The organism is Colwellia echini (assembly GCF_002843355.2).
Classification (GTDB): domain Bacteria; phylum Pseudomonadota; class Gammaproteobacteria; order Enterobacterales; family Alteromonadaceae; genus Colwellia; species Colwellia echini.
The window spans coordinates 115,094-138,081 of the sequence record NZ_PJAI02000010.1; the positions used below are offsets into that span (position 1 = coordinate 115,094).

A 22,988-nucleotide genomic window follows, 5' to 3' on the forward strand; every position below is an offset into this window, starting at 1 on the left:
CAAAATAGAGTTTTTACTTGATATAAATCATGCAGCAGGTGATTTACCTTAAAATTAGCGGTTATCAACGCCATTACTGTGCCATATTCGTTAAAAATTTGTTAGAATCACGCCGATTAATAATCATTCAAACAACACTATTAGTACCTTAATGAAGAGACGTAAGTCCACTTAGAGAACCCCCATGAAACCACTTGTATACATATTAATAGCGCTATTGGCTGTGCTTTTTCCAAGCCTAGCCTTTGCTTCTGAAGCCTCGCACCAAAGTATTGATTTAACCAGTCATTGGATTGGTTATACCGCCATTGCCATTTTTGTGCTTGCGTATTCATTGGTCATTTTAGAAGAGCAATTACATTTACGAAAATCAAAACCCGTGTTACTTGCTGCCGGTTTAATTTGGATTTTAATTGCCGCTTATTATGTAGCGAATGGGATGCCTCATGCCGCTGAAGTTGCTATTCGTCATAACTTTCTTGAATACGCTGAGCTGTTCTTCTTCTTGCTCGTTGCAATGACTTATATCAATGCCTTATTAGAGCGTGATGTATTTAACTCGTTACGTGATTGGTTGGTACAAAAAGGCTTTAGTTATCAAGCATTGTTTTGGATAACAGGTATTTTAGCTTTCTTCATTTCCCCTATTGCTGACAACTTAACAACGGCGTTAATTATGTGTGCTGTGGTATTAGCCGTTGGTAAAGACGAGCCTAAGTTTGTTGCTATGAGCTGCGTAAACATTGTTGTTGGCGCAAACGCTGGTGGGGCCTTTAGCCCATTTGGCGATATTACAACCCTAATGGTTTGGCAAAAAGGAATTGTTCAATTTACTGAGTTCTTCCAGTTGTTTTTACCTTCTGTAGTCAACTTTGTTATACCTGCATTTATCATGCAATTTTTCTTACCTAAAGGTAGCCCTAAATCTGAAAGTAATGAAATTACGTCGATAAAAAAAGGTGGCTTGATCATCGTTGGGTTATTCATGTTAACCATTTTAACCGCGGTATCTTTTCATAACTTCTTACACCTACCACCTGTATTTGGCATGATGTTAGGTTTAGGGTATTTAAAGTTTTTCGGTTATTACTTAAGAAAAGTGGGACATGCAACAATAGATCATTCAGATTTACCAACAGGTCATAACATTAAAGATAACTTTGATATTTTTGATAAAATAGCAAAAGCAGAATGGGACACTTTGTTTTTCTTCTACGGTGTTATTCTTGCCGTGGGCGGTTTAGGATTTATCGGCTACCTTGGTATGGCATCAGAGTTTATGTACGGTGAATTAGGCGCAACAAATGCAAATATACTAGTTGGTATTTTATCGGCAATAGTTGATAACATACCAGTAATGTTTGCGGTATTAACCATGCAGCCTGATATGTCGCAAACACAGTGGTTATTAGTAACCCTTACCGCAGGTGTCGGCGGTAGTTTATTATCGGTAGGCTCTGCTGCTGGTGTTGCCTTAATGGGACAAGCTCGCGGTTACTATACCTTCTTTAGCCATTTAAAATGGACTCCAGTAATTGCTTTAGGTTATGCCGCTAGTATTTATGTGCACTTATTAATAAACTAAGCTTGTGATTTAACAATGCTTGACTTAGCAATATAAAAACTTACACAATTAAAGTAAGTGAGGCATAAAGAAACGCTTAATTATACTTTTCTTCATGTTATTATTTAAAAGCTTCTACTTGGGTAGAAGCTTTTTTTATTGATTTTTTTCGAGGAAACTCTGTGACCTATTTAAGTAAAATAACTACCACACAAAAACCCTGGCTACTGCTAGGCTTGTCAGCATTAGGGCTAGAGTTAACGGCTTTATATTTTCAATATATTTTAGATTTACAGCCTTGTATTATGTGTGTTTATCAACGATTAGCAATAATCAGTATTGCTGTGGCAGGTATGATTGGCGCGATAGGTTATAAACATATTTTTGCGAGGTTAATAGGCTATTGTTTGTGGGGGACTGGCGCTATTTGGGGGACGCTTATTGCAATAGAGCATGTTGAAATGCAGCGTAATAGTGGCTCGATGTTTTTTAGTTGCGATATCATTCCTAACTTCCCAACATGGGCACCTTTGCATGAGTGGCTTCCATTTCTATTTGAAGCAACCGGTGATTGCGGCGAAATAAGTTGGCAATTTTTAAATTACAGTATGCCGCAGTGGATGATAGTTGTTTATGGTTTGTATAGTGCGGCTTTCGTTGTCGTGTTATTAAACCGTTTAATTATCGCCAGAAAGCCTTAACAACTGAAGTATTTACAGCTTATTTTTACAGGCTCGACTAATTAACTCATTTGCTATTACACATAAAAAAGCATACGTTAAATTCTATATGAAATTGAGTTTAACGTATGCTTTAAGTTCACCTTCTAACCAACTTAACTGTAGTTATTTACGATACTTTTCTAATCAAGATCATTTAACGGCCAACTCACAATAAAGTCTTCAAACCTCTCAATACTTACTTCATCATCTTTAACAATTTTACCGCGCACCGACATACCCGATTTATGCATCAATGACTTTTTACCTTTATTAAGTAACGGGTGCCACGATGGCATGCCACGCCCTTCTTTTAATCGACGATAAGTACAGCTTGGGGGCATAAAAAATACCGCATTAATATTTTCTTGTGAAAGTCTGACACAATCTGGGACTAAGTTGGTTCTTTCTTCGTATTTAGAACATTGACAAGTTTTTTCATTTAATAAATGACAAGCAATATTAGAGTAATAAATAGATTCACCTTCATCAATATAATTAGTAGGCAAAAGCTCCGTTTCTTCATCCGTTTGGTCATCATCAATAAATTTATTTAAGCAACATTTAGCACAGCCATCACACAGTGACTCCCATTCTGGACGAGTCATTTCGGTTAAGCTTTTGGTTTCCCAAAAAGGTTGTTCTGGTGTTTTTTTATCGTTCATTATTTACTACTTTTAACTTAAAAATTTAATGTGACTTTACTTTTTACTTTACTTTCTACGTTACTTTCTACGTTACTTTCTACGTTAGTATAGATGCTTTAAAAATTACTGAATAGGTGGGAATTTAATTCGATCTGATAAATGACCAACCGAGCTAACAAAATAATACGATAAGTTCCAATGCATCAAGCTTTTATAATTGTCATATGCTAGATAAGCTCGTCCATTTTCTCCATCAGGAAAAACTAACGCTGCTTTAATATTTACTTCTGGTAAGTTGGTACCATCAGCACGTCTTACTCCAAGAGCTTGCCATTGGGCTAACGTTTTCTCAGTTTTAGCCCATGCCTTTAACCAGTTCTTTCTGCCGCCAGTATTTTGCGGGATAGCCAAAGTGTAATCAAAGCCTTCAGGTAGTTTAACCTGACGCCCCCACGTAAAATTACCGTTCCAGCCTTCTTTTTGTAAATAATTAGCCATTGACGAAAAAATATCTGCCTGATTTTGCCAAATATCTTTTTTTCCATCGCCATCGCCATCTACCGCGTAGCCAAGAAATGAGGTTGGCATAAATTGGTTTTGCCCCATTGCCCCCGCCCAAGAGCCTTTCATGTCGGTACTACTGATATGACCTTCATCTAAAATAGTTAATGCTGCCATTAATTGTTTTTTAAAGAAAGCTTCTCGACGTCCCTCATAAGCTAATGTTGATAAAGCAGAAACCACATTATAACCACCGGTATAAGTGCCGAAATTAGTTTCCAGTCCCCATAAAGCAACAATAAATCGAGGTTGAACTTGATATTTATCACCTATTTTCGTTAACAAAGCTTCATGCTCTTTATACAATGCGCGTGCTTTATCAACTTTCCACTTTGGCACACGTTTAGGTAAATAGGTATCAAGGGTTTCTACTTTTTCAGGTTGACTTCTATCAGCGGAAACAGCACGTTTATGAAATTTAACTTCTGCAAAACTTTCATCAATTAACGCTTGGCTAAAACCTTGCGCTAACGCTTCTGCTTTGAGCTCTGTTACGTAACTTGCAAAACCTGCTTCGGTTAACTCTTTTTGAGCGGCTAAGGATTGTTGCATTGCTCCAATAAGAATTAACGTAGATAGCACTACACTTTTCATGCTCATTAAAGCTCTCCTTGCTCTTTTTTAGCTGCCATTTCAGCTTTAAACGCTTTTAATAAATCTTCTTGCGGTGGTGGTAATTGCAAATAAAAACCTTGCTCTGCTAAGTTTTCTCTTACTTTAACTACATCAGCCATCCCCAATTTTTCTTTAGTCGCTAAATTAATGATAGTTACTAGAATAGGCGTACCAAATGTTTTCATCAGCGCTTCTGGAACCGAAGAAAAATCGTCACGTTTATTAATAAAAAGATACGTTTGTGCTTTTTTAGGGCTTTTATAAATAGTACACAGCATAATGGAAACCTATTATGAATAATTATGAATAGATGGTAGGCAATTGAAAAATGCGCTTACGCTTAAATATATCATGAGCCAAGGGTTAACCCTATAGCGACTCAATCAATATTTGTTAACAAAGATGTAGATGAGCAAGAGAAATTACTAGGTTTTATTTAAAGTTTTTGTTAGCAAATGCCAATAACTCTTGACCGAATAACTCATTACGCCAGCTTGAAATTAAATCAATACTTTCATCACTTTTTCGTGCGCCATTTAAATCAAATTGCCACGTTAAAAATTGATTTATTTGTTTTTTAGACGCTACATTTTCAATAGTTAAATTATGACCTTTGGCAGCAGTTACCAAGAAAGCTTTTACATTTTTAAAAATTTGCTTATAACCAGGGTATTCATCAAGTCGACTAATTTTTTCTGGATAATCGCTAATACTTGTTTTATCCGCTTGTGCTAACACCGCCAGCATTGCTTTACCTTTATGACGAACATCAAGAGTTTCAACCCCTTCAAGTGCTTGCATTGCATTCAAACTTGTCGGATTACTTTGTGCAATGGCCATTAGGGTGTGATCTTTAGCGACAAAACCGATCGGTAAATCACGTATTTTAGCTTGTTGGTATCGCCAACTCGCTAAGTACTTGAGAATATTTAACTGTTTAGGGTTTAAGCGCCAATTCATCTTAATATTAAGATACATTTCATTATCGTTAATCGGGTTAAATTTTTTATCAATAATACTTTGGCTTTCAATCTGAGCATAACTTAGAAAGCCTGCCTCAGTTATCTCTGCGAGTAATTTAGGATAAATATCAAATAAGTGGTCAACATCAGCACTAGCATAAATCAATTGCTTTGTTGTTAATGGTCTTTTTAGCCAATCGGTACGTGACTCTGATTTATCTAATTCAATGCCAGTATAATGCTGTACCATTGCGGCATAACCGAGTGACAAACCATGTCCTAAAAATGACATCATAATTTGACTATCAATTAAATTTACCGGTTTACAGTTACCAGCGGTTAAGAAGACTTCTAAATCTTCTGAGCAAGCATGTAAAACTTTAGTAATATTTTCATCAGTTAATAGTTGCCAAAACGGAGATAAGTCTTCGACAGCAAGCGGGTCAATTAACGCTAGACTTTTCCCATCACATACTTGCAACAAGCCTAATTTAGCATAAAGGGTACGGGTACGTACAAACTCGGTATCTATCGCTAAAACTGTCGCCTTAGCCAGTTGTTCACATAAATCATTTAAACTTTGCTGATCTTCAATTAATTGATAATCCATAATTTTTCTTTTTTCTTCTTAGCTTTGTAAACAAGCGCTAAAATTAGTGTGCAAACTAATGGGTGAAATACACGATAACGACCGTGTTAAATAAACGGCAACGAGCAACATAGCTAATAAAACACGTAGCTAAAATAAGGTCGCTGGTGCTGTAATTAACCTTTTAAATAGAGGATAGCCACCGCCCCTCTTTAACTAAAGTTTTTACTTATGGCGTCTACGCGTACTTTGCTTATTACGCAATTGATGTTTTTTAACTGAGCGACGAATACGTCGGCTTTTGGCGTTATCCATCGTCTTTTCGTCCACTTTAACTTTACTGGCTATTTCTGGCGATAAGTTAACAAGTTGACGGTAATAATTTACTTCTTTTAAGCCTAATTCGCGCCAACCTCCCATAGGTAATTGACGTTGCATTTCCATATCGCCATAACGAACACGAATCAGTCGACTTACTTGTACATCTTGGCTTTCCCATAAACGACGAACTTCTCGGTTACGACCCTCAGATAATACAACATGGAACCAATGGTTACGCCCTTCACCGCCACGATAAGTGATCTTTTGAAAGCGTGCAGGGCCATCTTCTAATTTAACCCCTGTGCGAAGTGTTTGTAACATGGCTTCATTAATTTCACCAAAAACACGAACCGCATACTCACGTTCAACTTTTTGTGATGGATGCATTAAGCGGTTAGCGAGTTCACCATCAGTAGTGAACAACAACATACCAGAGGTGTTTATATCTAAACGACCTACCGCAACCCAACGGCCAGTTTCTAGTGGCGGCAGTCTATCAAATACAGTTGCTCTGCCTTCTGGATCTTTACGGGTACACATTTCGCCTTCTGGTTTGTTATAAACAAGCACGCGACAAATGTCTTCCTCTTGAGCGGTTAATTTAACAGTATGTCCGTCTAAGCGAATTTGTTCATTACCAGTAATTCTGTCACCTAAAAAAGCCACTTTACCGTCTATACTAACTCGACCTTCACTGATCATAGTTTCCATTTCACGACGAGAGCCTTTACCTGCTCTCGCTAATACTTTTTGTACTTTTTCTGAGTCTGTATGTTTTGCGGTAGTAAAATCTACTTTTTCAGCTTTCTCGGGAAGTTTTTTAGCCCCGCCTTTTTTAGCTAAACCTTTTTTCGCAATCGCGTCTTTAGACAAACCTTTTTTAACAACCTTTCTTTTCGCAGTAGCTTTTTCAGTACCACGAGTGCCATATTTTTTATCTGAGACTTCGTCTTTTCTTGCTTGTTTTTTCTTATCAACCGTCATCATTTTTTACTCTGTTACGTCAGTAGCAGCTCCCAAGTAGCTAACTTCTGGCTCATTTTCTGGTGCAATAACCTAGGATTAAAAACTAACTGATTGGTTACTTAGTTTTATGATAGGTTATTGATTTTTTAAATCGCTGATTTTAAATTGCGCTATATGCGCTTATACGAATATTTACTAACTACTCATTATTGGAAAGGTGTTGGATCACCTTCACCTACGCGTAATATTTCAATGTCGTCATTAGAAAAATCAATCACGGTAGTCGGATGTTCACCTAAATGACCGCCATTGATAATCAAATCAACTTGGTGTTCTAATAAGTCTCGAATTTCTTCGGGATCATGCTCAGCCATATCTTTACCTGGCATAATCAAACTAGTTGACATTATAGGCTCTGCTAGTTCAGTCAACAAGGCTTGTACAATAGTATTATCGGGTACTCTAATGCCTATGGTTTTCTTTTTCGGATTTAATAGGCGTTTAGGTACTTCTTTACTGCCTTTAAATATAAAGGTGTATGCTCCGGGTGTATGACTTTTCAACAACCGATAAGCACTATTATCAATTCTCGTATATTCTGATAACTGTGATAAATCTTTACAAACTAAAGTAAAGTTATGATCTTTATCGATATTTCTAATTCGACAGATACGTTCTAATGCTTTTTTATCCCCTAGGTGACAGCCCAAAGCATAGCCAGAATCGGTAGGGTAAACAATAACACCGCCTTCTTTAATAATGTCTGCCGCTTGTTTCATTAAACGACCTTGAGGGTTATCTGGGTGTACGTAAAAAAACTGACTCATGAGGCTTTCCTTTTTTGAAAACAGAAATTATGTAAACTGATATTTCTTAAAATGATCTTGCTTAAGTTAAAATAGGTAGCATTTAAAAATAAGTCTTATTTAAAAACTGCCACGATGAAATTAACGTTTTTAATATCCTACTTTAGAAATATACGCTATTAATATTTTTGTCGTTTGTCTATGGCCACTGTGCCCAAACAGGTATAGCACCAACAGGCATAGTTAAGTTACGCCCTAAGTCACTCCACCTGTTCGGATAATGAAAGTCAGAGCCCATAGAAGCAAGTAAATTGTATTCTTGACAATAGCCTAGCATTTTCTTTCTTTGTTCAGGATTCATTTGCGGTAATACAACTTCTAGACCATCACCACTTGCTTCTTTAAAATCAACAATTAACCGACGTAACCATTTAGAAGATAGGTCATAGCGAATAGGATGCGCCATTACGGCACTGCCGCCAGCTTGATGAATTGCGTCTATTGCTTGTTCAATGCTACACCAATTAGGCTTCACATATGCACGCTGACCTTTTGAACCTTTTTTACCTATGTATTTATCAAAAGCTTGTTGCATAGTACTAACATGTCCTTGTTGATGCAGAACTTTCGCAAAATGTGCGCGAGTAATAGAGCCCTCACCAGCCATTTCTTTGGCATCTTCGTAGATAGTTGGAAAACCACATTTTGCCAGTTTTTCGCCCATTGATGTAGCACGATCTTCTCTAGCTTGCTGTTGTTGAGTAATTAATTTGGCTAGTGCTGGATGGTTTTGTTCAATATTTAAACCAACAATATGAATTTCAAAACCTTGCCATGCAGTAGATATTTCAATGCCTTTAATCAGTGTGAGTGAAATATTTTTTTCGTCTATATGCTTTTGTGCTATATCAAGCCCTGCAACTGTGTCATGGTCGGTGATGGCTAAAACATCAAGTTGAAAATTAACAGCCCGATCTATCAGTGTTTGCGGCGACAAAGTTCCATCAGAACAATTAGTGTGACTATGTAAGTCGATACGTTTATGAGCAAAACCTTCGGTTTCTACTATCTTATGAGGGAAATCAAGGGTTGACAGCAACGCCATAATAAGGTCTTCTATAAGGGTAAATCATTATCTGTTGATAAGTTTACTGATAATGAGTAAGTAATGATACTTTTTCCGTAAAGTAAACGGATATTTCATACATATTAAGACAAAAACAACTTAAAATATTAAAGGTAAAAAAATGTATATCGCAAACACTAACCTAACTGTAAATTGGTGGCATAACTCGACATAATTGGGTTGTGATATTTGCGTGTATCTTCAAATTTTTTAAGAAAGTTTACTAGATAACAAAATTCTAAAAAACCCGCTCATCTTAGCGGGTTTTTCTCGTTAAAATGTTGCCCTAACTTTAACGATATTGTTAATGTAATCATTAACAAAGGAGTAAGAAATGATTAAAGCAAAAACATGGTTTATATGGTGGCTGTTGCCAATTTATGCAGGCTGACAATTACTTATTAAATAAACTAAATAGAAGAACTAACATGACTCAAATAAACTCTAGTACAAGCCGTTGTGGTGTTACTACAATAAAAGATAATACCAACTATCAAAACGATCCCTTAAGCGTTTATCAATTACTGTGCCACGAAAAACAGAATAATATTCTGTTGGAGTCTGCCGAAATTGATAAAAAACATTTATTAAAAAGCTTATTATTAACCGACTCTGCTTTAAAAATAGTATGTAACGCAAATGCCGTAACTTTTACCGCATTAACGTTAAATGGTGAAACGGCCCTACAATTTGCAGCAACCGAATTAGCCGCTCATGCACATATCCAGTTTGATGATGATAAAAAATCATTTGTCGCAACTTTTGCAGCCGTTGAGACGGATCTTGATGAGAAAGCCCGTTTAAGTGCCATTAATCCATTTCATAGTTTACGAATATTCAACCAACTCATTGATGATCAAAACCACCCTTTCGCGATATTTTTAGGTGGTGCTTTTGCCTTTGATTTAATGGCTATTGCTGAAGAGTTACCAGTAGTAGTTGACGGTGAAAATACTTGTCCTGATTTTGTTTATTACCTAGCCGAAACTCTAGTGGTTATAGATCATGAATTAAAAACTACTGAGATTATTGGTAATATTTTCACCGACCAAGGTATCGACCAAATACAGGCAACAGAACGTCAGTTAGCCATTAATGAGCGTGTTGCACAAATAAAGCAAACCCTAAGTAGCGCTATTAACACCGATCACGTTGCTAACTTAACTACTGAGTTAAATACTGACATTAATAGCGATTTAAATACCGCAACCAATATTGATATAAATGCTGAGTTACGTGTTGATATCAGCGATGAAAAATTTTGTGATATTGTAGAGCAATTAAAAGAAAACATCAGAGCAGGCGATATTTTTCAAGTTGTACCTTCTCGTACTTTTACGCTTCCTTGTGCTGATTCAATTGCTGCTTATAAAGCGTTAAAAATCAGTAATCCTAGTCCATACATGTTTTACTTAAATGACAGTGATTTTTGTATGTTTGGCGCTTCCCCTGAGTCGGCAATTAAATATCAATCAAGTAATCGCCAAGTAGAAATTTACCCTATTGCAGGTACGCGTCCACGCGGTCGTGATAAGCAAGGTAATATTTCGTTAGATTTAGACAGTCGCATAGAGTTAGAACTTCGCCAAGATAAAAAAGAGTCTGCTGAGCATATTATGCTTGTCGATTTAGCGCGTAATGATATTGCAAGAGTTTCACAACCTGGCACTCGTTATGTTGCTGATTTATTAAAAGTAGACCGATATTCACACGTAATGCATTTAGTTTCTCGGGTTTGCGGTACTTTACAAACCGATCTTGATGCTTTGCACGCTTATCAAGCTTGTATGAATATGGGCACACTTTCTGGCGCACCTAAAGTAAAAGCGACTTCACTGATTCGTGAAGTAGAAGGTAAGCGCCGTGGTAGTTACGGTGGTGCTGTTGGTTATGTTACCGGTACTGGCGAAATGGATACCTGTATCGTTATCCGCTCTGCGTTTGTAAAAGACAATATTGCACAAGTACAAGCAGGTGCAGGTGTTGTTTATGACTCAGACCCACAAAGCGAAGCAAATGAGACCAGACAAAAAGCTCAAGCGGTGATCAGTGCGATCAATGAAGCTAACAAAACGTTTACCAATCCCCTACCAAGCACTTCAATAAAGGAGCAGGCAAATGACTAAATTATTTATGCTAGATAACCTAGATTCATTTACCTATAACCTAGTCGATGAATTTCAATGTTTAGGCTTTGAACCCAGCGTTTACCGTAATACCTTAAACGCAGATTTTATTTTTAATAAAATGTTAGAGCACACTGAAAAAACATCAGAGCCAGTATTACTAGTATTATCACCAGGTCCTGGTGAACCAAGTAAAGCGGGTTGTTTAATGGCGCTTATTGAAAAGTGTTCAGGACGAATTCCTATGTTAGGTATTTGTTTAGGACACCAAGCGTTAATTGAACATTATGGTGGTAAGGTTGATAGAGCCGAAGAAATTATTCACGGTAAATCTTCAAATATTACCCACAGTGGCGTAGGGGCATTTAAAGGTATTCAAAACCCATTACCAGTGGCACGTTACCACTCATTAATAGGTAAAGATATCCCACAAGGTGTTGATGTTATTGCTGATTATAATGGTATGTGTATGGCGATAAGTAAAGATGACGATGCAGTATTAGCATTTCAGTTTCATCCTGAATCTATTCTAACCACTTTTGGTACGCCGCTTTTAGCACAAGGAATTGAGTACTTACTCTCAATGGCACAGTCACTTAAGCACAGTAGTGACGACAGCAAAAACGACCGTAACAGCAATACTTCAGGAGTATAAAATGACGGACGCGAAACCAATTAACAACACAGATGCAGCATTAGCTGACATCAAAGCGACATTATCTTCATTAGTTGATGGTGTTGATTTAACGCAATGCCAAAGCCACGATTTTTTCCAGCAAGTATTACAAGGTAATATCGACCCTGCTTTAATGGCAAGTGTATTAACTGCGCTAAAAATTAAAGGCGAAACGCCACAAGAAATTGCTGGAGCCGCTATTGCAATACGTAATGCGGCAACCGCCTTCCCTGCGCGTGCAGATGATGCAAGCGTTGCTGATTGTGTAGGTACAGGAGGCGATGGCGCTAATACTATTAATATATCAACTACAGCTGCAATTCTTGCTGCTGCTTGTGGTTTAAAAATGGCAAAACATGGTAATAGAAGTGTTTCAAGCATGTCTGGCTCAGCCGATTTACTTGAAGCATTTGGCGTTAATTTATCAATGTCACCAGAAACCGCTAATAATTGTTTAGCCCAAGCGAACTTATGCTTTTTATACGCGCCTGCTTATCATACCGGTTTTAAATATGCAGGACCTGTTCGTCAAGCCATGGGCATTCGCACTATATTTAATATTTTAGGTCCGTTAGTTAATCCATCAAAGCCAAACATTATGTTACTTGGTGTATATATCCCTGAGCTATTATTGCCTATAGCAAAGGCATTACAGCTAACAGGCGTTAAACGCGCTTTTGTTGTTCACGGCAGTGGCTTGGATGAAATAGCTTTACATGGTGACACCCAAGTAATCGAAATTAAAAACGATGAATTGATTGAACGAACCATTAACCCTCAAGACTTTAGTTTACAAAGCTATTCATTAAAAGATATTGAAGGCGGAACACCTACTGAAAATGCTGAGATAATTAAAGCTATTTTATCAGGCAATGGTAAGGAAGCTCATAACGCTGCGGTTATCATTAACTGTGCGGCGCTACTTTATTTACATGATAAGGCGAGTTCACTGTCACAAGCAGCAGAGATGGCAAGCGACGTACTAGCTTCTGGTAAAGGTTTTACCACATTAACCAAATTAGTTGAGCTTTCAAATCAAGAAATCACCTCTTCAAGTACTGCAACTACAGCAACCAAGGTTTAAAAATGACAACTACCACTAATGAACCGACAGCTAACACATCGGAAAAAAGAAACATTTTAGAGCGCATTGTTGACGATAAACGTGTTGAAATTGACGCATTAAAAATAAGTAAACCATTAGCTAGTTTTATTGATGATTTAGTGCCTACCACTAAAGACATGTACGCGGCATTAACTCGTACCAAAGATAAACCTTACGCTGGTTTTATTCTTGAATGTAAAAAAGCATCACCGTCTAAAGGCTTAATTCGCCCTGACTTTGATGTAAAAAGTATTTGTCAAACCTATGATAAATACGCAGCCGCTATTTCAGTATTAACCGACAAAAAATATTTTCAAGGTGACTTTGACTATTTAAGAACTGTTACTGAATCGGTTAAATGTCCGGTACTTAACAAAGACTTTTTTATAGATACTTACCAAATTCATTTAGCTAGACACTACGGTGCTGATGCTGTTTTATTAATGTTAAGTGTTTTATCTGATGAAGAATATAAAGAGTTAGCTGCGGTTGCTGAGCAATATAATTTAGCCATTTTAACTGAAATATCAACAGAAGATGAACGCGACCGAGCAATTGCATTAAATGCCAAAATGATTGGCATAAATAATCGTAACTTACGTGATCTAAGTACTGATTTAATACGTACCTTTGAATACGCGCCTACCTTACCAGATGATAGAATTATTATTTCTGAGTCAGGTATTTATAACAATGCGCAAGTGAGAGAGTTAGCTCCTGCGGTTGATGGATTCTTAGTAGGTAGTTCATTAATGGACCCTAATAATAATGTTTATCAAGATATTGATTTAGCTTGTCGAAAACTGATTTATGGCAATAATAAAGTGTGCGGCTTAACCGATGCAAAATACGCTAATGCAGCAGCTGATGCTGGAGCTCGTTTTGGCGGATTGATTTTTGCAGAAAAGTCCCCACGTTATGTAACGAAAAGCCAAGCTCAAGCAATTATTCAAGCCGACTTAAAATTAGAGTATGTGGGGGTTTTCGTTAATGAAAATAGAGACACTATTATCGATTTAGTTAAAAGCTTAAAACTTAGCGCTGTGCAACTGCACGGTAGTGAAGATGAGCACTATATTGACGCATTAACGAAAGAGCTTAAAGAAAGTGGCTGTGATTATTGTCAAGTATGGCAAGCAAGCCCTGTAGTACAAACTGTACCTTTACTTAATTCGTCAGTTAAACATCATGTACTTGACGGGCAAAGCCCTGGTAGTGGTCAGTCATTTGATTGGCAAGTACTCAGTGAAAGTGAACAAGATTTATCACAAAGCTTTTTAGCCGGTGGTTTAAACAATGACAATATTGAGCAAGCCATCGAGCAGTTAACTCATGTCGATTTATTTGGCTTAGATCTCAACTCAGGTGTTGAAGAGAGCCCAGGTATTAAATCAAGCGAAAAACTTAACCAAGTGTTTTCGCAAATTAGGAATTACTAAAATGTCAGATATCAATCAAGAAGATAACGGAAAAAAGATTTCCGAAAAAAGCTACTTGCCCGCCTACTTTGGTGAATTTGGTGGTATGTATGTAGGTGAACTTTTAGTCCCTGCATTAGAACAATTAGAACAAGCATTTATTGAATCTCAAACAGATGAAGCATTTTTAAAAGAGTTCAACGACTTATTAACCAAGTATGCAGGTCGCCCAACGCCACTTACTCGTTGTCGTAACATTGTTAAAAACCCGCTAGCTAAAATTTATTTAAAGCGTGAAGATCTTTTACACGGCGGCGCGCACAAAACTAACCAAGTGTTAGGGCAAGCTCTTTTAGCAAAACGTATGGGTAAAACCGAAATCATCGCTGAAACAGGTGCAGGCCAACATGGTGTTGCCACCGCAATTGCCTGTTCGTTGCTTGGTTTAAAATGTAAAATTTATATGGGGGCAGTTGATTGTCAACGCCAACAACCTAACGTATTTCGTATGGAATTAATGGGAGCAGAAGTAATTCCTGTAACCGCTGGCTCTGGTACATTAAAAGATGCGGTAAACGAAGCATTGCGTGACTGGTCAGCAAATTATGAAAAAGCACATTACTTATTAGGTACTGCTGCAGGCCCCCACCCATTCCCAACTATTGTTCGTGAATTTCAAAAAATGATTGGCGAAGAAGCTAAAGTTCAATTTCTTGAAGAAGAAGGTCGCTTACCTGATTATGTTATTGCTGCTGTTGGCGGTGGTTCAAATGCTATTGGTATGTTCACCGATTTTATCAAAGAAGAAGGCGTAAAACTTATTGGCGTTGAGGCTGGCGGTAAAGGTATAGATACCGATCACCACGGCGCCACACTTGTTGCTGGAACTAAAGGTATGTTGCACGGTAATTACACCTACATAATGCAAGATAAATTTGGCCAAATAGAAGAGTCATACTCGGTATCAGCAGGTCTTGATTATCCCGCTGTTGGCCCACAACACGCATTTTTAAAAGATACTGGTCGTGCGCAATATGTACCGATTAATGATGACGAAGCTTTAGCCGCTTTTCAAGCGTTAGCTAAGAGTGAAGGTATTATTCCTGCACTTGAATCATCACATGCCTTAGCACAAGCCTTGAAAATGGCTGAAGCTGCAACAGAAGAAACTATTTATTTAGTAAATCTTTCTGGTCGTGGTGATAAAGATTTAGCCCACGTACACGCAATTCTTTCACCTGAAGCTGTAGCATCAGAAACACGAGTTAAATACAGAGGAGAAGCATAATGTCAGAATCATTTACTCCTGCAGCAAATATTCAGCAAGCTGGTGCTCGCTACCAAGCATCATTCGCGGCCTTAAAAGAAAAAAACGAGAAAGCCTTCATTCCGTTTGTGATGATTGGTGATCCTAACGCAGAACAATCTTTTGCAGTTATCAAGAGTCTAATTGACGCAGGTGCTGATGCACTAGAGTTAGGTATTCCTTTTTCAGATCCAAGTGCCGATGGTTTAACTATTCAGCATGCTGCCCTACGCGCTCTAGGTGAAGGTATGACCCCTGATACTTGTATCGATATCTTAAAACAAGTACGTGAATATGCTCCGCAAATTCCTATTGGTTTATTACTTTACGGTAACTTAGTGTTTGCACGCGGCATAGATAAATTCTATAAAGATATGAGCGAAGCAGGTGTTGATTCTGTATTAATTGCTGATGTGCCAATTAGAGAAAGTGAGCCGTTTAAGGCTGCTGCTTTAAAATATGGTGTTGCACCAATTTTTATTGCGCCACCAAACGCCAGTGATGATACCTTACGCGCAGTATCGTCTTTATCTCGTGGCTACACTTATGTATTAAGTCGTGCAGGAGTTACTGGTGTAGATACGCCTGAAACACCTAAAAATACAGTTACTAGCACAGCAAACCAACTTATTGAAACATTAAATAAGTATAATGCAGCGCCACCAGTTATTGGTTTTGGTATATCAACGCCTCAGCAAGTTAAAGAAGCACTTAACGCAGGTGCTTTAGGTGCTATAAGTGGATCAGCGGTTGTTAAAGTAATTGAGAATAACCTAAATGATCATGAAAAAATGCTTACTGAAATGTCACATTTTATTAGTGAAATGAAAGCAGCAACACGCTAAACCCTTGTTAACATTTTACAACTGAAAAAAGCAATAATACTAATCGGATTCATTGGATTAGTCATATTGTTTTTTTTTGCCTGTAATTTAACCAGAATTCAGGAAAAGAAAAATGCTATAACAGCCTTATTTATCCGTATTATTAATGAAACTGGTAATGGAACTGATATTACACAACGAAGCTATTTTAATGTTCATTACCTGAAAATACTGGCGATAACCTTAATGAGATGCTCCTCTTTAAGGATTAGTATATGAAATAACAAATAAAATCCGCACAAATAAAAAATGCGACTCGGTGAGTCGCATCTCTATTACTAGCTTATATGGTGCATCCCGCACACATATTTTAAAAATCTCAAATCTTCCCTGCAACACTTTCCCTAGTTTGTCCTAATGAGTCCTCTCATTTCCCTGGTGGTAAAATGTATATCATTAATAAATAATGAAAAATAATACCTTTAATCATCCTTAATTAGTGTCGTCCTGACGCTATTTCCTTTTTATAATCCGTTATTACTTATCCTTAATAATAGTTTTCCATAACTACTGTCTTCCTGACCTTAGTGTTCCTCACCAAGTCACATCCTTATTCATTATTCCACAGCGGTATCCTACCACTTAACTTCGTCCTTAAAGTCTCCTATCTAACCCTATTATCACTTCAAATAAGTAAAAAACTTAATGAAGTTAAATTAAAGCATCCTGCTTTAGGTTATCCTTAATATTTTAAGTTAACAGTACAAGCATCCTTACTTGATCTTCCGTGACTTACGTCCTTTGCATCCTGTTTCTCAACTCATCCTTAAGTAATTAACCATCCTCGGTATATCCTAAAGTTACTTGAATCCGTCTAAGTAACTGTTATCCTCCGTGATTGCACTACAAGTAATGCTAAAGCCCCCTGCTCCTTGTCTTCCTGACAGAACCAATGTTACACCTAAAGACTGTTTATAAAATTACTTAAATAATAAAAACTTTAAGTGTAACTTTATTGTAACATTACAATATTTTTACCGACTCTTATTTATCAACAACTTAAGATTAAAACATGAAAAAAAGTTGTTAATTTTGCCATTATATCTCACAACAATGTAAGACATGTCTTACAAACATAATGGCAATTATCTACAATGCTTTTTGCAAAATGTTGTATTAAATAACGCCCAAATAAGCCACATTAATTCGCTTAATTTGAAATAGTATATTTTATAGGCTTTATACCAACCCAATTAAATAGATGAGCATTAATACGGGTTAATATACCCAACTACTTCGTTACTTATTTAAACAATGAGTATTAAAGTAAATGCCTTGTATTTGACCATTTTCCCTTAATATGAAATAGATCGCCTAATTAATAGAATGAGTATTATTTAATTATTAGCCATAAAAAATGCGACCCAATGAGTCGCATTTTGATTACTAGCTTATAACAATTTACATAGTTAACGATCTCATATCTCCTTTAAAATTAAGTCTTAGAGATAACCTTTTAATTACCACTCAATCATCCATAACGAGAGTGCTTTAAACATGCCTTTATTTCAATTCCCTTTAATAACTTCCTTTTTAGTAATTTCCTAATTACTGTCTTCCTGACCTTGGTGATCCATACCAAGTCACATCCTTGTTCATAGCTTCCAAAGTAGCGTCCTACCACTAGACTTCGTCCTTAAAGCCTCCCTGTTAAACCATTTTATAAATAGTGCTTCATTTATCCTAACTTAGTACTCATTTAGAAAAATTAAATTATTTATAAGTAAAGCATCCTGCTTTAGGTTCCCTTATTTTTAGCGTTAAGCATCCTTGCTTATATCTTCCTTGAATTGCATCCGGTGCATCCAATTAACTCATTCCTTAAGCTAGCTTGCCATCCTCGGCAAATCCTTAAACTACTTGTTCCGTCGAGTAATTTACTTTTCCTTAATTACATTACATCTAGTACGCTAATATTCTAGTCTGCTAATATAATGCTGAAACATCCTGTCTCTTGTCTTCCTGACAAGATTAATAGTACACCTAAATTATGATTTTCTAAGTGACTTAACAAAAAAATATTATATGTAAAAACAATGTAACGTTTATAAACATAGATTAATCAATTAAAAATCAACAACTTAAAATAATCACTTACCGAAATGCAACATTGATTGCCAACATATCTCACATAAATGTGAGACATGTATTACAAAAAAAGCAGTACCTTTCAGTACTGCTTTAATTAGAAAGCTTAATCATAATTTAATGTTAATTTCGATAATGAACCATAACTGCACCACAAACATTACCTACGCTCACCTCTTTAACAGTTTTATAATCTACATCTTGGAAAAATGCTTTAAACTTCCCTGACGTAGCATAAACAGCAACACCTTCACTATCAGGATGTTCGTCAAGTACGGTATTTACCGCGGCCATTAAGTAATGTCCAAAACCGTGCTGTTGATGTAATGGGTGAACGGCAATAAATGAGAGGAAATGGAATGTTTTTAGTGGCACCGCATTAATCACAGTTTGCTCTTTTTGCATCATTTGCTTGGTACTAAAGTATCCAGCATTTAATAGCATTTTAAGACGCCAATGCCAAAAGCGATCGCTTGTTAGTGTTTCATCTGGGCTATTTATACAAGCAACACCAACCATAGTTTCGCCCAAATATAAGCCAATCATAGGTTGTTTAGCTTGCCAAAAAGCATTTAATTCTTCTCTAATAGCGCCGCGAAGGCGTTGCTCATAATCATCTTTATCGCTATTAAATATTTCTAAAAATACCGGATCATCATGATAGGCTTGATATAAAAGTGATGCCGCTAACTTTAACTCATGAGCGCTTAAGTAAGTTGCTTGAACTTTAACATTTTGATTTATAGTGCTATCGATACTAGTTTCTGCTGATACTTGATCACTCATTATTATCTCCTACTCTGATGGTCGGTTACGAAAAGCTAACAATACACAATAACAGTATATTTTCAAAAAGGTCAAATATAATAGTTTAGCGTAGTTATTGTTTGTTATAATTGTAAGGGTCTGTTTATAAGTTAAAATCAATTAATTTATAACAACTTAGGCGTTAATTGCTCAATAAAATCAGTTAATGAATCACTCAGTTTTTTATGCGGTTTACAGCCCACTTGTTCAACCCAAACCTCACCACTGCTATTATTAACCGAGATGATCATATCTTCTTCATCAGTAACCGCGAAAAATACAGTTTCAGCTTGCTTTAAGCGTTGCTTCATTAAAATATGCCCAATAATATTTTCTTGCAAGCGAGCAAAGTCCTCCGAATTCCAAGCAAAAAGTAGTGATAATTCACCTTCAGCACATACTGCATTAATGTCGCTACTAAAAATAGTAGTAAAATACGTTTTAATATCTGGGTGTAATTCAAGCTTTAAAGCCGACTCCACATTCGAAAAAGTTAATTCATCACCTTCAGTACTACTTTCCATCAAAGCTGGTTGCCAATAATGATGGCTAACATCGTGCGGTCCTTGTTCACAGCATGATAACCATTGTTCATCATGCTCTACCGTTGGAAGATGCCCTAATTTTGTTTTATATAGTTCAACATAAGCAGAACTAAAGTTTAAAAGTGCTTGTGTTAAAGTTTTATTTGTAGATGTCATATCAATAAAATTTCCTTTAAAATAGTAATATATGAGATAACTATTGAAGAATTTATGGCCAATTATCAAAACTCAAAAGAATTAAGTCAATTAACACTAGGTAAAAGTACACAATATTGCAGTGAATATAACGCAGATCTGTTGCAAGGAGTACCTAGAAGTTTAAATAGAGATGATTTAGGACTTAATCAACAAGACAATCAAGGTGATAGCCTCCCTAGTTTACCCTTTACTGGTGAAGACGTTTGGTATGGTTATGAATTGTCTTGGCTCAATGAAAAGGGGAAGCCAATTGTTGCTGTAGCTGAGTTTCGCTTTGCTTGTACTAGTGAAAATATCGTTGAGTCAAAGTCATTTAAACTGTATCTCAATAGCTTTAATCAAACACGTTTTGCAAGTATCAAAGATGTGCAATTATTATTAATAAAAGATTTATCTAAAATATCCGGCGCGCCAGCTAAAGTTAGTTTATTTGGCGTAGATTATTGTCCTGCCTTAGAAATTGCCAAAAGTAATGATAAAAACGTATGTATTGATGGCGCTGATATCAGCATTGACGATTATCAATATAATGCTCAGCTATTAGCTAGTGCGCATAAATCTGAATCAAGCCCCGATGAAGATAACAATGATTTGGTAGAAGAACATTTAGTTAGCCACTTATTGAAATCTAATTGTTTGATCACAAATCAACCAGACTGGGCAAGCGTTTATATTCATTATCGCGGTAAAGCAATTGATCATAGTGTTTTATTGCAATATTTAATTTCATTTCGCCAACACAATGAGTTTCACGAGCAATGTGTGGAAAGAATTTATTGTGATTTACAAAAATTTTGTCAATTACAAGAATTAACCGTTTTCGCTCGATATACTCGCCGAGGTGGACTAGACATCAATCCGTTTAGAAGCAGTCATATCGCAACAGCACCTTTTGCAAGAACCTTGCGTCAATAACTATTTACTTAAGCTGGCCTGTGGACTATATTATTTTTAAGATACTGAAAATTAATAAGTAAATATGAATTTATCACTATCATGCTTATCCAGTTTTCAGTTTAGTTAGTCTCTAAATACAACAAAGCGTATATTTATCGAGCAAAAAAAATACTGATTGCTATTATTAATTAATAAATCTTATTAACGACATGAGAAATAAACTATTATTTTTTAACACAATACTGATTAATAAAGTATTTAACTTTAAAATTGGCTTATACTCAGCTAAATTAAAGAACGATGAACAATGTTAAAAAGAATCGGCTATAACATTGTATTCCACTTAGTAGCTTCTCAATAAGTTAAGCCTTCAAGGATATATTGGTTTTATGAATGACACTTCTATCGCTCAAAAGCAGCTAATAGCACTAAAAAAGAAGCTTGATACTGCTATTGAGTCTCGTAGTTTATTAGAAGATGACTTTAACCTGCAATCAAATTTGCTTATTCAGTTCATTAGCAAATTAACGTTAATCTCTAAAGGTATTGACCTTGAGTTAGATAACCGTTTAGCTGAGTTAAGAACTTTATTTACCAAGTCTGCGCCTATTGGTGATATTTCTGACAAAATCTCTGCTATTTCTAAACTATTACAACAACACAGTATTACTAATGAAAAAAACATTAGACAGATGCATGAGCAATTTAATCAAGCAGGACAAAGCTTACAAAAAATTAATGGCTTACCCGATAACCTACGTAGAGATTTACGAGCATTATTAGCTAAAACAAAAGATAATAAAGATGCGTTAATACAATATATTCCTTTATTAAGTCAGTTATTAACACTTTATGATCATGCCTTAAATACCAAAACATCGTTACCTACAAAGGGTTTATTACAGCCTCCTGCACTAAAACCTGCAGTACAAAAGCCGTTATCTGAAATAGAGTTAACTCCTTTTGATACTAGTTTGCTTGAAAAAATATCAATATCGCTTAGTTCATTACCTTTATCAAAGGAACACACTAATGACTTATTAGCGATAAAGAAAAAGTTAATGACAGATCAGTCAAGCGATGAAGTATTACATCACTTGATCGAAATATTTGATGTTATCGTTGCTGATTTCAAAGATGAACAAAGCAGCGCTAAAAACTTTTTAACCCATTTAAGTGCTACATTAACAACAGTGCAGAGTGCAGTTAGAGAAACGATTGATTCACACCATAGCACTCAGTTAACTCATGATAAAATCAATAAAAAGCTGCAACTACAATTAACCGAAATGACTGGCAGTGTTGAAAAAGCTTTATCTTTAAATCAGGTAAAAGAAGACATTAATGAAAAGTTGCTATTTATTTCTAAAACATTAGAGCAGAAGTCTAAGTTTGAACAATACAGCCATAAACAATTAGCAGAAAAATTAGATGAAATGTCGGCAAAAGTAGAGCTACTTGAAAAGCAAAGTAAAATATTTGACGAAAAACTAGCAATACAACAACAAAAAAGTATGCAAGATGCACTTACCAAATTAGCGAACAGAGCTGCATTTGATGATTATTTCGCTAAATCTATGGTTCGCTTTCATCACAAGCCTTTTGGTCTTGCCTTAGTAGTGATGGATATAGATGACTTTAAAAGTATTAACGATACTTATGGCCATACCGCAGGAGATAAAACCTTACAAGTTATTGCTAACACCATAGTTAAAAACGTTAGTAAAGGGGTGTTTGTTGGTAGATATGGCGGCGAAGAGTTTGTGTTAATCTATTCTAATGTAAAACAAGAAGCACTATTAACCGAGCTTAATAACTTAAACAAGTGTATCGCTAGCCTACCATTTAAATTTAAAGATACAAAAGTAAGTATTACACTTTCAATTGGCGCAGCGCATGTAGGCTCAGAGGATAATATTCATACCGTGTTTGAACGTGCAGATCAAGCAATGTACAAAGCTAAAAAACAAGGTAAAAATCAAGTTATTTATTCTACATAATCAGCAACCTATCAATTATTTGATAAAGCATATTTTATAGTTCATATTAATAATATGCTTTG

Annotated in this window: 19 protein-coding genes; 10 read left to right on the forward strand and 9 right to left on the reverse strand. The window is 36.1% G+C overall.

What is annotated here, in order from left to right; translation table 11 throughout:
• Nucleotides 1-184: 184 nt before the first annotated feature.
• Nucleotides 185-1,585: a sodium:proton antiporter NhaD gene (gene nhaD / locus CWS31_RS10450; protein WP_101345024.1), complete on the forward strand. Its 1,401-nt coding sequence runs from the start codon at nt 185-187 to the stop codon at nt 1,583-1,585.
• A 161-nt stretch (nt 1,586-1,746) separates the two neighbouring features.
• A complete protein-coding gene (gene dsbB / locus CWS31_RS10455) occupies nt 1,747-2,265 on the forward strand; it encodes a disulfide bond formation protein DsbB (RefSeq protein WP_101345025.1) in 519 nt (172 codons plus the stop codon).
• A gap of 161 nt (nt 2,266-2,426) precedes the next feature.
• Here the strand turns inward: dsbB and CWS31_RS10460 are convergent, their stop codons facing one another.
• From CWS31_RS10460 to rnm, 7 genes are all read right to left on the reverse strand, one after another.
• The gene (locus CWS31_RS10460; RefSeq protein ID WP_101345026.1) at nt 2,427-2,948 is read right to left on the reverse strand and encodes a YcgN family cysteine cluster protein; all 522 of its coding nucleotides are present in this window, start codon (nt 2,946-2,948) and stop codon (nt 2,427-2,429) included.
• Nucleotides 2,949-3,053: 105 nt separating this feature from the next.
• Nucleotides 3,054-4,085 (reverse strand): lytic murein transglycosylase, encoded by a 1,032-nt coding sequence (locus CWS31_RS10465; protein WP_101345263.1) that lies wholly within the window; start codon nt 4,083-4,085, stop codon nt 3,054-3,056.
• Between the two features lie 5 nt (nt 4,086-4,090).
• Nucleotides 4,091-4,384, reverse strand: a complete 294-nt coding sequence (locus tag CWS31_RS10470) for a YcgL domain-containing protein (RefSeq protein WP_101345027.1) — start codon at nt 4,382-4,384, stop codon at nt 4,091-4,093.
• Nucleotides 4,385-4,538: 154 nt separating this feature from the next.
• Entirely contained in the window at nt 4,539-5,678 is a 1,140-nt protein-coding gene (gene rnd / locus CWS31_RS10475; RefSeq protein WP_101345028.1) for a ribonuclease D, read from the reverse strand.
• A gap of 204 nt (nt 5,679-5,882) precedes the next feature.
• A complete protein-coding gene (gene rluB, locus CWS31_RS10480; protein ID WP_101345264.1) occupies nt 5,883-6,962 on the reverse strand; it encodes a 23S rRNA pseudouridine(2605) synthase RluB in 1,080 nt (359 codons plus the stop codon).
• Between the two features lie 188 nt (nt 6,963-7,150).
• Nucleotides 7,151-7,771, reverse strand: coding sequence for an L-threonylcarbamoyladenylate synthase (locus CWS31_RS10485; protein WP_101345029.1), 621 nt, complete (start codon nt 7,769-7,771; stop codon nt 7,151-7,153).
• A gap of 178 nt (nt 7,772-7,949) precedes the next feature.
• Nucleotides 7,950-8,855 carry an RNase RNM gene (gene rnm, locus CWS31_RS10490; RefSeq protein ID WP_101345030.1) on the reverse strand — a complete coding sequence of 302 codons (906 nt, stop codon included), beginning with the start codon at nt 8,853-8,855 and terminating at the stop codon, nt 7,950-7,952.
• Between the two features lie 449 nt (nt 8,856-9,304).
• On the opposite strand from rnm, the gene CWS31_RS10495 reads away from it, so the two are divergent.
• Genes CWS31_RS10495 through trpA form a run of 6 tightly spaced genes read left to right on the forward strand, consistent with a single transcriptional unit; the run spans nt 9,305 to nt 16,352 of the window.
• On the forward strand, nt 9,305-11,002 hold the full coding sequence (locus tag CWS31_RS10495; RefSeq protein WP_101345031.1) for an anthranilate synthase component 1: 1,698 nt from the start codon (nt 9,305-9,307) through the stop codon (nt 11,000-11,002).
• Nucleotides 10,995-11,657 (forward strand): aminodeoxychorismate/anthranilate synthase component II, encoded by a 663-nt coding sequence (locus CWS31_RS10500; RefSeq protein WP_101345032.1) that lies wholly within the window; start codon nt 10,995-10,997, stop codon nt 11,655-11,657. Before CWS31_RS10495 ends, CWS31_RS10500 begins: the two co-directional genes overlap by 8 nt.
• A gap of 1 nt (nt 11,658) precedes the next feature.
• Nucleotides 11,659-12,762: an anthranilate phosphoribosyltransferase gene (gene trpD / locus CWS31_RS10505; RefSeq protein WP_211355824.1), complete on the forward strand. Its 1,104-nt coding sequence runs from the start codon at nt 11,659-11,661 to the stop codon at nt 12,760-12,762.
• Between the two features lie 2 nt (nt 12,763-12,764).
• Nucleotides 12,765-14,222, forward strand: coding sequence for a bifunctional indole-3-glycerol-phosphate synthase TrpC/phosphoribosylanthranilate isomerase TrpF (gene trpCF, locus CWS31_RS10510; RefSeq protein WP_101345033.1), 1,458 nt, complete (start codon nt 12,765-12,767; stop codon nt 14,220-14,222).
• Nucleotide 14,223: 1 nt separating this feature from the next.
• Nucleotides 14,224-15,489, forward strand: a complete 1,266-nt coding sequence (gene trpB, locus CWS31_RS10515) for a tryptophan synthase subunit beta (RefSeq protein ID WP_101345034.1) — start codon at nt 14,224-14,226, stop codon at nt 15,487-15,489.
• Nucleotides 15,489-16,352: a tryptophan synthase subunit alpha gene (gene trpA / locus CWS31_RS10520; protein WP_101345035.1), complete on the forward strand. Its 864-nt coding sequence runs from the start codon at nt 15,489-15,491 to the stop codon at nt 16,350-16,352. Before trpB ends, trpA begins: the two co-directional genes overlap by 1 nt.
• A gap of 2,250 nt (nt 16,353-18,602) precedes the next feature.
• On the opposite strand, the gene CWS31_RS10525 is transcribed toward trpA, so the two are convergent.
• Together CWS31_RS10525 and syd are read right to left on the reverse strand one after the other, a co-directional pair.
• Nucleotides 18,603-19,265, reverse strand: a complete 663-nt coding sequence (locus CWS31_RS10525; RefSeq protein WP_101345036.1) for a GNAT family N-acetyltransferase — start codon at nt 19,263-19,265, stop codon at nt 18,603-18,605.
• Between the two features lie 146 nt (nt 19,266-19,411).
• Nucleotides 19,412-19,987: a SecY-interacting protein gene (gene syd, locus CWS31_RS10530; protein ID WP_101345037.1), complete on the reverse strand. Its 576-nt coding sequence runs from the start codon at nt 19,985-19,987 to the stop codon at nt 19,412-19,414.
• A gap of 54 nt (nt 19,988-20,041) precedes the next feature.
• On the opposite strand from syd, the gene queF reads away from it, so the two are divergent.
• Together queF and CWS31_RS10540 are read left to right on the forward strand one after the other, a co-directional pair.
• The gene (gene queF, locus CWS31_RS10535; RefSeq protein ID WP_101345038.1) at nt 20,042-20,944 is read left to right on the forward strand and encodes an NADPH-dependent 7-cyano-7-deazaguanine reductase QueF; all 903 of its coding nucleotides are present in this window, start codon (nt 20,042-20,044) and stop codon (nt 20,942-20,944) included.
• A gap of 371 nt (nt 20,945-21,315) precedes the next feature.
• The gene (locus CWS31_RS10540) at nt 21,316-22,926 is read left to right on the forward strand and encodes a GGDEF domain-containing protein (protein WP_101345039.1); all 1,611 of its coding nucleotides are present in this window, start codon (nt 21,316-21,318) and stop codon (nt 22,924-22,926) included.
• Nucleotides 22,927-22,988 lie beyond the last annotated feature (62 nt).

Bases quoted from the DNA above. Each gene is read 5' to 3' on its own strand.
- nhaD (WP_101345024.1), top strand. From the start codon at position 185: ATGAAACCACTTGTATACATATTAATAGCGCTATTGGCTGTGCTTTTT.
- CWS31_RS10460 (WP_101345026.1), bottom strand. From the start codon at position 2,948: ATGAACGATAAAAAAACACCAGAACAACCTTTTTGGGAAACCAAAAGC.
- CWS31_RS10465 (WP_101345263.1), bottom strand. From the start codon at position 4,085: ATGAAAAGTGTAGTGCTATCTACGTTAATTCTTATTGGAGCAATGCAA.
- CWS31_RS10470 (WP_101345027.1), bottom strand. From the start codon at position 4,384: ATGCTGTGTACTATTTATAAAAGCCCTAAAAAAGCACAAACGTATCTT.
- rnd (WP_101345028.1), bottom strand. From the start codon at position 5,678: ATGGATTATCAATTAATTGAAGATCAGCAAAGTTTAAATGATTTATGT.
- rluB (WP_101345264.1), bottom strand. From the start codon at position 6,962: ATGACGGTTGATAAGAAAAAACAAGCAAGAAAAGACGAAGTCTCAGAT.
- CWS31_RS10485 (WP_101345029.1), bottom strand. From the start codon at position 7,771: ATGAGTCAGTTTTTTTACGTACACCCAGATAACCCTCAAGGTCGTTTA.
- rnm (WP_101345030.1), bottom strand. From the start codon at position 8,855: ATGGCGTTGCTGTCAACCCTTGATTTCCCTCATAAGATAGTAGAAACC.
- CWS31_RS10495 (WP_101345031.1), top strand. From the start codon at position 9,305: ATGACTCAAATAAACTCTAGTACAAGCCGTTGTGGTGTTACTACAATA.
- CWS31_RS10500 (WP_101345032.1), top strand. From the start codon at position 10,995: ATGACTAAATTATTTATGCTAGATAACCTAGATTCATTTACCTATAAC.
- trpD (WP_211355824.1), top strand. From the start codon at position 11,659: ATGACGGACGCGAAACCAATTAACAACACAGATGCAGCATTAGCTGAC.
- trpCF (WP_101345033.1), top strand. From the start codon at position 12,765: ATGACAACTACCACTAATGAACCGACAGCTAACACATCGGAAAAAAGA.
- trpB (WP_101345034.1), top strand. From the start codon at position 14,224: ATGTCAGATATCAATCAAGAAGATAACGGAAAAAAGATTTCCGAAAAA.
- trpA (WP_101345035.1), top strand. From the start codon at position 15,489: ATGTCAGAATCATTTACTCCTGCAGCAAATATTCAGCAAGCTGGTGCT.
- CWS31_RS10525 (WP_101345036.1), bottom strand. From the start codon at position 19,265: ATGAGTGATCAAGTATCAGCAGAAACTAGTATCGATAGCACTATAAAT.
- syd (WP_101345037.1), bottom strand. From the start codon at position 19,987: ATGACATCTACAAATAAAACTTTAACACAAGCACTTTTAAACTTTAGT.
- queF (WP_101345038.1), top strand. From the start codon at position 20,042: ATGGCCAATTATCAAAACTCAAAAGAATTAAGTCAATTAACACTAGGT.
- CWS31_RS10540 (WP_101345039.1), top strand. From the start codon at position 21,316: ATGAATGACACTTCTATCGCTCAAAAGCAGCTAATAGCACTAAAAAAG.